General features: G+C 55.2%; 10 protein-coding genes and 2 riboswitches. Of the genes, 1 reads left to right on the top strand and 9 read right to left on the bottom strand.

Annotated elements, in window-relative coordinates:
- Window position 1 precedes the first annotated feature (1 nt).
- The 9 genes from CZ203_RS10610 to pflB all read right to left on the bottom strand — a co-directional run bounded on the left by CZ203_RS10610 (window position 2) and on the right by pflB (window position 9798).
- On the bottom strand, window positions 2-841 hold the full coding sequence (locus tag CZ203_RS10610; protein WP_087066070.1) for an ATP-binding cassette domain-containing protein: 840 nt from the start codon (window positions 839-841) through the stop codon (window positions 2-4).
- Complete coding sequence (gene cbiQ / locus CZ203_RS10605; protein ID WP_087066069.1) at window positions 838-1623, bottom strand: cobalt ECF transporter T component CbiQ; 786 nt, start codon at window positions 1621-1623, stop codon at window positions 838-840. The genes CZ203_RS10610 and cbiQ overlap by 4 nt, the downstream gene beginning before the upstream one ends.
- A complete protein-coding gene (locus CZ203_RS10600) occupies window positions 1620-1928 on the bottom strand; it encodes an energy-coupling factor ABC transporter substrate-binding protein (protein ID WP_087066068.1) in 309 nt (102 codons plus the stop codon). The genes cbiQ and CZ203_RS10600 overlap by 4 nt, the downstream gene beginning before the upstream one ends.
- A gap of 13 nt (window positions 1929-1941) precedes the next feature.
- Window positions 1942-2664 carry an energy-coupling factor ABC transporter permease gene (locus CZ203_RS10595; RefSeq protein ID WP_087066067.1) on the bottom strand — a complete coding sequence of 241 codons (723 nt, stop codon included), beginning with the start codon at window positions 2662-2664 and terminating at the stop codon, window positions 1942-1944.
- Window positions 2665-2790: 126 nt separating this feature from the next.
- Window positions 2791-2977, bottom strand: a riboswitch (cobalamin riboswitch).
- Between the two features lie 150 nt (window positions 2978-3127).
- A complete protein-coding gene (locus tag CZ203_RS15290; RefSeq protein WP_268875370.1) occupies window positions 3128-3259 on the bottom strand; it encodes a hypothetical protein in 132 nt (43 codons plus the stop codon).
- Window positions 3260-3687: 428 nt separating this feature from the next.
- Entirely contained in the window at window positions 3688-5001 is a 1314-nt protein-coding gene (locus CZ203_RS10585) for an acetyl-CoA hydrolase/transferase family protein (RefSeq protein WP_087066066.1), read from the bottom strand.
- A 97-nt stretch (window positions 5002-5098) separates the two neighbouring features.
- Entirely contained in the window at window positions 5099-6544 is a 1446-nt protein-coding gene (locus tag CZ203_RS10580; protein WP_087066065.1) for a 4-hydroxyphenylacetate 3-hydroxylase family protein, read from the bottom strand.
- A gap of 318 nt (window positions 6545-6862) precedes the next feature.
- Window positions 6863-7570, bottom strand: a complete 708-nt coding sequence (gene pflA / locus CZ203_RS10575; RefSeq protein WP_087066064.1) for a pyruvate formate-lyase-activating protein — start codon at window positions 7568-7570, stop codon at window positions 6863-6865.
- Window positions 7567-9798: a formate C-acetyltransferase gene (gene pflB / locus CZ203_RS10570; protein WP_087066240.1), complete on the bottom strand. Its 2232-nt coding sequence runs from the start codon at window positions 9796-9798 to the stop codon at window positions 7567-7569. The genes pflA and pflB overlap by 4 nt, the downstream gene beginning before the upstream one ends.
- Window positions 9799-9866: 68 nt before the next feature.
- Window positions 9867-9952, bottom strand: a riboswitch (ZMP/ZTP riboswitch).
- 181 nt (window positions 9953-10133) lie between these two features.
- On the opposite strand from pflB, the gene CZ203_RS10565 reads away from it, so the two are divergent.
- Window positions 10134-10397: a hypothetical protein gene (locus CZ203_RS10565; protein ID WP_143436191.1), complete on the top strand. Its 264-nt coding sequence runs from the start codon at window positions 10134-10136 to the stop codon at window positions 10395-10397.
- Window positions 10398-10428 lie beyond the last annotated feature (31 nt).

Genomic DNA, 10428 nt, shown 5'->3' with positions numbered 1-10428 from the left:
GTCAGCATTCCATAATCCGAAGGATTTCCCGGCGCGCCGCGCCGATCGTAGCGGCGCCCGTATCAACCGTTATGTGGTCTTTTTCTTTCAAAATTTCCATGAGATGCGCGATGCGTGGCAGCCGCAAGTGATATTGCCGGAGCAACGCCGGGTTCTGGAACAGGGATTCCGGCGCGCCTTCCGCAATCACTTGCCCTTCCGACAGAAGATAGGTGTAATCGCAATAGAGCGGCACGATGTCGATATCGTGCGTGGCAATCACCACTGAAATCCCCAGGTCTTCCCGCAGGCTCTGGCATAAATGCATGATGTCCGACACGCCCTGCGGATCCAGCCCCGCCGTTGGCTCGTCCAGGATCATGATTTCAGGGTTCATGACCAGTACGCCGGCAATAGCAACGCGTTTTTTTTGCCCGAACGAAAGCGCATGGGTGGGTTTGTCGCGCAGCATGGAGGTCCCCGTCTTTTCCATCGCGTCCTCCACCCGCCGGCGGACTTCCTCCTCGGGCAGCCCTAAGTTTACGGCGCCAAAGGATATATCACGGTAAACATCCGCGGAAAACAGTTGGTCGTCCGGATCCTGGAATACGATGCCGACCTTTTGCCGAAGCTCGAGGATGCCCTTCCTGTCATAACAAACCGGTTTTCCGCCAACGAGCACCGTACCTGCCGCAGGCTGCAAGACGCCGTTTAAATTGAGGAACAGCGTGGACTTCCCCGCGCCGTTTGCACCAAGCACACCGGTTATTTTCCCCTGTCCCGCGGAAAAATCCAGGTGGTGCAGCGCAACCGTACCATCTTCATAAACATAGTGCAGCCCTTTTGTTTCAATTGCATTCAAAACGGAACCACACTCCTTTCTATCAAAAACAGCGCCAACTGGACAGCCGTCAGCCCGGCGCACACCCAATACATACGGCGGCCGCTTTCATAAAGCGGGGCAAGCGTGCACAGTTCGCCCGTATAGCCGCGCGCTTCCAGGGACGTGTAGATTTTGTCCGATTTCCGGTACGCCTTCATAAAAACCATGGAAATCAGCATGCCCAGCGACTCGTAGCTGCGCTTCAGGCCATTATAGCCGAGACGTGAAGCCTGCGCCGTGTGGATGCGCTGCGCCGTTTCATACAGCAGGAAGATAAAACGGTAAATCAACTCCATAAGCGATAGGAATAGCTGCGGCAGATGCATCCGCCGGAACGCCAGCATCAAATCGGTGATAGGCGTGGAAAGCACGGTAAAGTATACACTGGCGACACAGCCCATGGCGCGGGCGACCAGCCGGACGCCCCGAAACAGCGAGGCGATCGACAGGCCATAAATCCAATCCCCTATTTGCATGCCTATGAGGACGCCATCCCAGTTTGGGAAACGGGAAAAGATAACGGTAACCGTACCGACGAGCAAAAAAAAGAGCGGGGCGCGCATCAATCGCAGAAAAGTGTTTACGGCCGTGCCGCCCCATAGGGCGGACACGGCACAAAAAAACACAATGGTAAAAATACTGACGGCAATCCCGTTTGTACCCAGGCACAGCACCATGCTGGACGCAGTTAATACAATTTTTGCCGTGGGGTCAACCGTTTTGAGCCTGGATTGATAAGAGTATTTGTCCGTACCAATCATTTCTTCTCAGGCTGAGCCTTGGGCTCCCCGCCGCCTTTTGTAATGCGGCCAAGGACAAAACCTACCACGCCGGCGCCGATTGCCGCCTGCAGTGCGAACAGCAGGGATTCAATCTCACCGCTCTTGGGTTCCAGCAGGGGTTCCGCCCAGCTCTGATAAGAGGGGTCGATCTCGCTGATTGCGTCCATAGCTTCCCCATCGGCGCCGCCAAACTCTGCGTCCTTGCACAGGTAGAGCGGGATTACCGCAAGGATGATAACCAGGACAATCAGCAGTACATTTTTCTTCCAAATAGATTTCGTCATTATAGCTTCCCCCTTACAGCACACGCAGGTCGCGCAGTTCTGTCGTACTGTACTTCTGCAGCACATTAAACACGACCACCGTCAGCAAGCCTTCGGCAATCGCCAGCGGAAGCTGGGTAACTGCAAAAATACCGAGGAACGTCGTCAAGCTTTCCACAAATCCGACGCTGTTATGGGCAAACGCCATTTCAAACGCGGTTGTCACATAAGTAAGCAGGTCGCCCAGGAACGCGGCCAGGAAAACGCCAACTGCTGCCGGCACGCCGAACTTTTTGCACAGGCGGTAAATGCCATAGGATACAAACGGGCCGACGATTGCCATGGAAAACACATTTGCGCCCAACGTCGTAATGCCGCCGTGCGCCAGCAGGATCGCCTGGAACAGCAAAACTACTAGGCCCAGCACCGCCATAACCAGCGGCCCAAACAGGATCGCGCCCAGGCCGACGCCGGTCGGGTGCGAGCAAGAACCAGTAACAGACGGGATTTTGAGCGCAGAAAGCACGAACGCGAATGCGCCGCACATCGCAAGCAGCGTAACCGTTTTAGGATTCGCCGAAACCCTTTTCTTGATTGCCCAGAACCCGGCGACGACAAACGGGATGCATACGGCATACCATGCAATGCACCAACCACCGGGCAAATACCCCTCTGCAATATGCATCGCAGAAGCGTTCATTACCAGCAGCCCCAGCAATGCCGCCGTAATAGAAGCCAGCCTTATCTTTCTTTTCATCTTTTTACCTCACTTTTTCTTTCTGTTGTCCACATTTCCGCGCATAAAAAAGCACGGGTGGCTGTCAACTCCCGCGCAAGGCAAAATAAATCATAATATGATCCCTCCCTATCCTTCGTAGAGCGTGAATGCCAAACCGACCAGACCGTCTTCCGGCTCAAGGATCTACACATGGCGCACGCCTTCCCAGGGTAATCCCCCAGTGGCATATGTGCGTCTGCTCCCCTAATACGGCAGCGGGACTGCGCGGGATTCTCACCCGACTTCCCCTCCCCTATTTATTGGGGAGGTTATCTGATCTCGAAAAATATTATAGCATATTGTGAAGTAAACTGTAAACAGGCTGTCCAATAGTCAGCAAATATAAATAAGGAAAAGCAATTATTGTAAACTAACCGTGTTCCCCGCCGGATATTGCGAATAAAAACGCGGGGGCTGTATCACAAGCCCCCGCGTTTGAATATCAAAATTTTACCGTCCCCGGCTCAGACGTAAATGGGCAAAACGTCGCTTCCACATCCTTTAAATACAGCACTTCCATCTTACCATCATCTGCGCTGTAGAGTTCCTTTAGTGTCGGCTTGTCATCCAGCATATGCTACCGCGCTTCCCTCCGTGGGTCAGTCACCACCATTGAGACAATCCGCAGCCAATTCTGCTGCGGATCCATTGCGCAAATTTTAATCCTGGGATTTGCTTGCATCTTTATATACCTGTTTTTTATCGTTTCTAATGAGGTATAATTTCCCTTCAAATGCCGTAACCGCACCCAAAGGCCATACACGCGGCTGCCCAAGATCGTCAGTCGCAACATAAAACATCTAGTTTTCTTTCAAAACTCCAAAACCTCTTGCATGAAAACAGCCCCCTTCATAACCAGGCATGCATCGTTATATCTGAGTTGTAGCACACACCCCTATGCTTTACAAGCTATGCCCCCCGTAATCCCGATACGTAAAGTAGTAAAAGCAAAAAGGCGGCAGGATAAACCTGCCGCCTTTCGAGTGTACAATAATTATGCGTTTATGCTTCCCACTCCATGCCGAAGCGGCGCTCCCATTCCTTGATGAGGTCGGGGCGGAAGTCCGGGTGGGCGATGTTGATCAGGCGGCGGGCACGCTCGCGCAGGGTCTTGCCCTTGAGCTCGGCGACGCCGTACTCGGTGACGATGTAGTTGACGTCGCAGCGGTCGGTCGTGACCGGCGCGCCATGGTCGAGGAACGGTACGATCTTGGAAGTCTTGCCGTCTTTCGTGGTAGACGACAGCGCCAGGATTGCCTTGCCGCCCTTAGAGCGGGATGCGCCGCGGACAAAGTCCAGCTGGCCGCCGATGCCGGAGATCTGGCGCTCGCCGATCGCCTCGGAGCAGACCTGGCCCGTCAGGTCTACCTGCACGCACGAGTTGACCGAAATGACGTTATCGTTCTGTGCAATGATATCCGGGTCGTTCGTGTAATCGACCGGCATCATCTGGATAGCCGGGTTATGGTCGATATAGTCATAGAACTTCTTGGTACCCATGAAGAATGCAGAAACAATCTTACCCTGGAAGGTCTGCTTGCGCTTGCCGTTGATGACGCCGCTCTCGATCAGCGGGATCGTGCCGTCGGAGATCATCTCGGTGTGGACGCCCAGATCCTTCTTGTCGCCCAGGAAGGACAGGATCGCGTCCGGCAACGCGCCGATGCCGAGCTGGATGCAGGCGCCGTCCGGGATCAGGTCGGCGATGTACTTGCCGATCTTCATTTCAAGCTCCCCGATTTTTGGCGGCTGGATTTCCGGCAGCGGATGACTGGATTCAAAGAACGCGTCGACTTCGGAGACATGTACAAAGGTAGAGCCGAATGTCGTCGGCATCTGGTCGTTGACTTCCAGAATAACGGTCTTTGCCTTTTCGATGGCGGCCAGCGCATAGTCGCAGGAAACGCCCAGGTTTACGTAGCCGAACTTGTCCGGCGGGGTGCACTGCGCGGCAAAGACGTCCGGCGTAATGTAACCTTCGCGGATCATCTTCGGGAATTCATGGAAGAAGCAGGGCGTGAAATCCGCACGGCACTCGGCGATTGCCTTGCGCACCGGCGCACCGACAAATTCCGAATTGTTGCGGAAATGCTTCTCCATGCCCGGTGCCAGGTACTCGCCGCCACCGAGGTAAACGAGATGGTTGACCTCGATATTCTCAAACTTCAGTTCCTCTGCCAGTTCCGCCATACGGCGGGTAAACGTAGTAGGCTCGCCGACCGCATGGCCAAGGATCAGGCGGTCGCCGCTTTTCAGCAGCTTGACGGCGTCGTCGACGCCCATCAGGCGGCTTTTGTAAATTTCCTGTGCGTTCATTGCAAATTTCCTCCTCGATTATGTACAGGCCGACCGTGATATAGGCACTCACAGCTAAACCATGAGTGCCTATATAGGTTTGTTATTCCATTAATAATTAGCCGATACGGGCAATCTTGCGGGCCAGGTCCTTCTTCATTTCCATGTTGGCCTGGCGGGAGATCATGATGCGCTGCGCCTGCGGGGAGCCTGCGCCGTGCATGGATTCCGGCAGGTAGCCGACCGCTGCGGTGCCCATGGTCATGTTCTCGATCAGGCGGAGGACACGCATACGGTCTTCCGTCGGGACGGAAGCGACACCCTTGAGGTACTTCTCGATATAGGGCTTCAGTTCCGGGTTGCGGTAGTCCGCTTCAGACGGCTGGGTAACCATGATGCCGCCCGCGAGGTCCTGCGCCAGGCGCGCGATCTCGTACGGGAAACGGGTGACGTTCTGCTTGCAGACGTTGGCCAGCAGCAGATCGATCAGGTAGTTGCCCGCCTTGGTCTTGGTGCCCTGGGAAGAGCACGCGATGCCGCAGCAGTACAGGGTCTCGTTCAGGTGGACCATCTCGATCAGCTTATCTTTGACGTGGGAAGCCTTCGCGGAGCCCGCCATGTCGCCCGCCAGCGCGGTCGCGCCGATCAGCACGTCGCCTACGCCGACCTTGCAGCCGCCGTAGGACTGGCGGTGGTAGCCTGCGAAACGCTCTACGATCATGCCGGCAAACTTGACTTCGCCGTTCAGGAAAATACGGTCGTTCGGGACGAACACGCGGTCGAAGATGACCAGCACTTCGTGGCCGCCGTATACCTTGTTGCCGACGTCGATGTCGTTATACTCCTCCAGCTTGCGGGTATCGCAGGACTGGCGGCCGTAGATCAGGGTGATGCCCTTGGAATCGGTCGGGACTGCGAAGGAGATCGCGTAGTCCTCGTCGCCCTCGCGCATGGAGATGGTCGGCATGACCAGCACTTCATGGGAGTTTACGAAGCCGGTCTGGTGCGCCTTCGCGCCGGTGACATATACGCCGTCCGCGGTGCGCTCGACAACGTGTACGAACAGGTCCGGGTCCGCCTGCTGGGACGGGGACAGGCTGCGGTCGCCCTTGACGTCCGTCATTGCGCCGTCTACCGCCAGGTCTTCGTCCTGCACGCGCTGCAGGAACTTCAGGAAGTTCTCATGGTACTTGGTGCCGCAGGCCTCGTCCGTCTCATAGGTGGAGGAGAATACCGCGTTCATTGCGTCCATGCCGACGCAGCGCTGGAAGCAGGCCGCCGTCTTCTGGCCCAGCAGGCGCTGCATCTTGACCTTCTTGATCAGGTCGTCCGTGGACTGGTGCATGTGGGTGAAACGGTTGACCTTCTTGCCCGTCAGGTGCGAGGTCGCTACCATCAGGTCTTCGTACTGCGGGTCCTCTGCCAGCTCATAGGTCGCTGCAAACGAGTTCAGCGACGGGCGGATTACCGGGTTATCTACCGGGTCCTCTACCTTCTTGCCGAACATATACAGGTTCAGGTTGAGCTTGCGCAGGGACTCGATGTACTGTTCTTTCGTCATCATAATTAAGTACTACCTCTCCTTCAGAATTATGTAATCTTTATGGCTGCAATCATTGTCTATTATTTTAGCATAGTGTATACAATTTACTAACCCATTCTTGTTTTCTCTGCACCTTGTATACAATCTCAAACGCACGAAATTTGACATATATGCATGCCCGCAGCGAATACTATATCACTTTCTTGCTTTTTCTATTATATGGATTTTAAATTTTGGCTGGGCGGTTCCGCCGGCAATATATTTTATCTTTGCGCATGATACAGCCATAAAAAAGGGCGCAGAAACGTATAAATCCCCGTTTCTGCGCCCTTTCTTTATTTAATCCTGTTGGATTTGAAGCAGTAATGCATCCAGCCGCCCCTGTTCCATCGGCGGCGTCCCCGCAAGCGGAAATATCAGTCCCATGCGTTCGTATTTTTCCAGACACAGCGTATGGAAAGGCAGCCATTCAATCTTCTGCAAATTAGGATAGCTTTGCGCCTTTTCCTGAACCGCACGTAAATGATCCAGGCTGTCGGTAACGCCCGGCACGACGACATGCCGGATCCACAGCGGCACATTAAGCTGCGCCGTGAGCGCAAGAAAACGCTCAACCGCATGGAAATCCGCACGGCAGTATTTAAGATAATTTGCCGTATCCAAGAACTTAAGGTCGGCCAATACAAGGTCGGTATGTTGCAGCACACGCGCCGCGGCGGTAGGCTCCCCGATCCCAGAAGTGTCCAGCGCGGTATGGATCCCATGCCTATGCAGCTTTGCAAATAATTCTTCCACAAACCCGGCTTGGCTGAGCGGCTCGCCGCCGGATACCGTCACGCCGCCGTTTTCCCCAAAATAGGGGCGATAGCGTAAAATTTGCGTGACCAGACGGTCTGCGTCCATCTCTTCCCCGCCGTCAAACGACCAGGTATCCGGGTTGTGGCAATACGCGCACCTTAGCGGGCATCCCTGCATGAACACCACATAGCGTAGCCCCGGCCCGTCGACCGCGCCAAGGGATTGGACGGAATGGATACGGCCGGTCATACTGCGACGTGGAAGGTGCGGGAAATGACTTCCCGCTGCTGTTCGCGGGACAGCTTATAGAAGTTCACCGCATAGCCGGAAACACGGATGGTAAGGTTCGGATATTCCTCCGGATGCTCATACGCCGCCATCAGTGTTTCCCGGTTGAGTACATTGACATTTAAATGGTGTGCCTTCTGCGCAAAATAGCCGGACAGGATGGCAACCAAGTTGTTGACCCGCTCGTCTGCGCCCTTGCCCAGCGCGGCAGGCGTAATGGAAAAGGTATTGGAAATACCGTCGCGGCAGTAATCGTAAGACAGTTTCGCAACCGAATTGAGCGAAGCCAGCGCACCGGAAGCATCGCGGCCGGACATCGGGTTTGCGCCCGGCGCCAGCGGTTCGCCGCGCTTACGGCCATCTGGCGTATTGCCGGTTTTCTTGCCATACATAACGTTGGACGTGATGGTGAGGATGGAGAGGGTGTGGACGGCATCCCTGTAAAGCGGATACTGCTTGAGCGCTTCATAGAACTTTTCAACCTGTTCGCACGCGATCCTGTCCACGCGGTCATCGTCATTGCCAAAGGCCGGATACTCCCCTGCAATCTCAAAATCCGTTACAAGGCCGGTTTCCGGATCGCGTACGCACTTGACCTTGGCATACTTGACCGCGGAAAGCGAATCGGCCATACAGCTCATGCCCGCAATGCCAAAGGCCATCAACCGGCGGACCTTAGTATCGTGCAGCGCCATCTGGCTCTTTTCATACGCGTACTTGTCGTGCATGTAGTGGATGGTGTTCATCGCGCTGATATAGGTTTTCGCCAGCCACGGGCGGTAGAAATCAATACGCTCCAGCAGCTTGTCATAGTCCAGGTATTCGCCTTCCCAAACGGGCATCTCCGGCGCAACCTGCTCGTTTTTCAGTTCGTCGCGGCCGCCGTTGATCGCCAGCATCACAAGCTTGGCCAGATTGGTGCGCGCACCAAAGAACTGCATATCCTTGCCTACGCGCATCGCGGACACACAGCAGGCAATGGCATAATCGTCTCCATAGTGCGGGCGCATAATATCGTCATTTTCATACTGCAGGGAATCGGTCTCGCAGGAGACGCGGGCGACATAGCGCTTCCAGTTCTCCGGCAGCTGCTCCGACCATAAAACCGTCAGGTTCGGCTCCGCCGCGGGATTAAGGTTGTACAGGGTATGCAGCATGCGGTAGCAATTGCGCGTTACGAGCGTGCGCCCGTCCTCACCCGTACCGCCGACCGCTTCGGTGATCCACATCGGGTCGCCGCCGAACAGTTCGTTATATTCCGGCGTGCGCAGGTGGCGCGCCATTCGCAGGTGCAAGACAAAATCATCCATCAGTTCCTGCGCCTCGGATTCGGTCAGAAGGCCCGCTGCCAGGTCGCGTTCAAAGTAGATATCCAGGAACGTAGAAACACGGCCAAGGCTCATTGCCGCGCCGTTCTGCTCCTTAATCCCGGCGAGATATGCAAAGTAAACCCACTGCACGGCTTCACGCGCATTCCCCGCCGGACGGGAAATATCATACCCGTACATCGCGGCCATTGCGACCATATCCTTGAGCGCCTTGACCTGGTCGGTAAGCTCTTCCGCGGTGCGGATCGTTTCCGCCGTGGTTACGAGGCCGCCCAACGCCTCTTTGTCCTTCTGCTTTTCCGCAATCAGCCGGTCGACGCCATAAAGCGCGACCCGGCGGTAGTCGCCGATAATTCGGCCGCGGCCATACGCGTCGGGCAGGCCGGTCAATAGCCCGACATGGCGCGCTTTGCGCACATCCTTGGTATAAGCAGAAAACACGCCGTCGTTATGCGTCTTATGCTGGCGGAACTGGGTTTCAACCTCAGGCGAAACCGTATACCCATACGCCTTGCAAGCGTCATGTACCATGCGCATACCGCCGAAGGGGTTGCAGGCGCGCTTAAGCGGTTCATCCGTCTGCAGGCCGACGATCATCTCCTGCTCCTTGTCCAAATAGCCCGGGCCGAAAGCGGTAATGGTAATTACCGTGTCCGTATCGACCTTGAGCACGCCGCCCCGCTCGCGTTCTTGCCGCAGCAACGCGTCAAACTTGTCCCGTAGCGCACGGGTACGCGCCGTTGCAGGCGTTAAAAAGCCTTCGTCCCCTTCATAAGGATGGTAGTTCTTCTGGATAAAGTCGCGCACATCGATTTGTTCTTGCCAAATACCGCTTTCGAAATTGTTCCATGCTTCATTCATAGGACAGCTCCCTTTCTTATCCATGTCACGGCAACGCACCCAATCAAAAAAGGGCAGCGCCGCAATCGCGACACTGCCCAGACGGTCGGCATACATTTAAATCCCTGCTCCCCGGTGGTTTTGCCCACCTTTCCCGTCAGTTGCAAGGATCTTGGTCTTTTCATAATATAGCACAATCCCCTGGGAAAAACAACCCACCCCGCCCTTTTTCTACACTTTACCCTGTTCCGGCCTGTTTTAACCGGGAGATTGCCGGCAATATGTCCCTGCGGCCTTTCTATGAAAGCAAATTTATGCTATACTTGGTAAACTTAATAATTGGGGGTGTCGGTTTTATGGGACGATATACTAGTACGGCAAACGGCAGTTACCAGCTAGCGGAAGGCTGCATCTTGGAAGATGCGCTTGCCCGTCTCGGCCGCTTGGAGGATCTCTACGAGTCGCTGTCCGCACAGCGGGAAGGGCTTTCGCAAGCGCTTGGGCAATTACGCGCCGCCGGGAAAACGCGTTCCTATCAGTTTAAGGAGAAAATGGCGCAAAAGCTGATTTGCAGCAATGTCCTGGATGCGCTGCAAGAAAAGGTGTGGGATAAAGCCTGATAACATTGACACCGAAACGGAGGGGCAGGAT

The organism is Intestinibacillus massiliensis (assembly GCF_900155735.1).
In the GTDB taxonomy this organism is placed as follows: Bacteria; Bacillota; Clostridia; order Oscillospirales; family Butyricicoccaceae; genus Intestinibacillus; species Intestinibacillus massiliensis.
This window is presented reverse-complemented; position numbering and strand designations above follow the sequence as displayed.

Excerpts from the sequence above, each read along its gene's own strand:
- cbiQ (WP_087066069.1), bottom strand. The coding sequence starts at position 1,623 with ATGATTGGTACGGACAAATACTCTTATCAATCCAGGCTCAAAACGGTT.
- CZ203_RS10600 (WP_087066068.1), bottom strand. The coding sequence starts at position 1,928 with ATGACGAAATCTATTTGGAAGAAAAATGTACTGCTGATTGTCCTGGTT.
- CZ203_RS10595 (WP_087066067.1), bottom strand. The coding sequence starts at position 2,664 with ATGAAAAGAAAGATAAGGCTGGCTTCTATTACGGCGGCATTGCTGGGG.
- CZ203_RS15290 (WP_268875370.1), bottom strand. The coding sequence starts at position 3,259 with ATGCTGGATGACAAGCCGACACTAAAGGAACTCTACAGCGCAGATGAT.
- CZ203_RS10585 (WP_087066066.1), bottom strand. The coding sequence starts at position 5,001 with ATGAACGCACAGGAAATTTACAAAAGCCGCCTGATGGGCGTCGACGAC.
- CZ203_RS10580 (WP_087066065.1), bottom strand. The coding sequence starts at position 6,544 with ATGATGACGAAAGAACAGTACATCGAGTCCCTGCGCAAGCTCAACCTG.
- pflA (WP_087066064.1), bottom strand. The coding sequence starts at position 7,570 with ATGACCGGCCGTATCCATTCCGTCCAATCCCTTGGCGCGGTCGACGGG.
- pflB (WP_087066240.1), bottom strand. The coding sequence starts at position 9,798 with ATGAATGAAGCATGGAACAATTTCGAAAGCGGTATTTGGCAAGAACAA.
- CZ203_RS10565 (WP_143436191.1), top strand. The coding sequence starts at position 10,134 with ATGGGACGATATACTAGTACGGCAAACGGCAGTTACCAGCTAGCGGAA.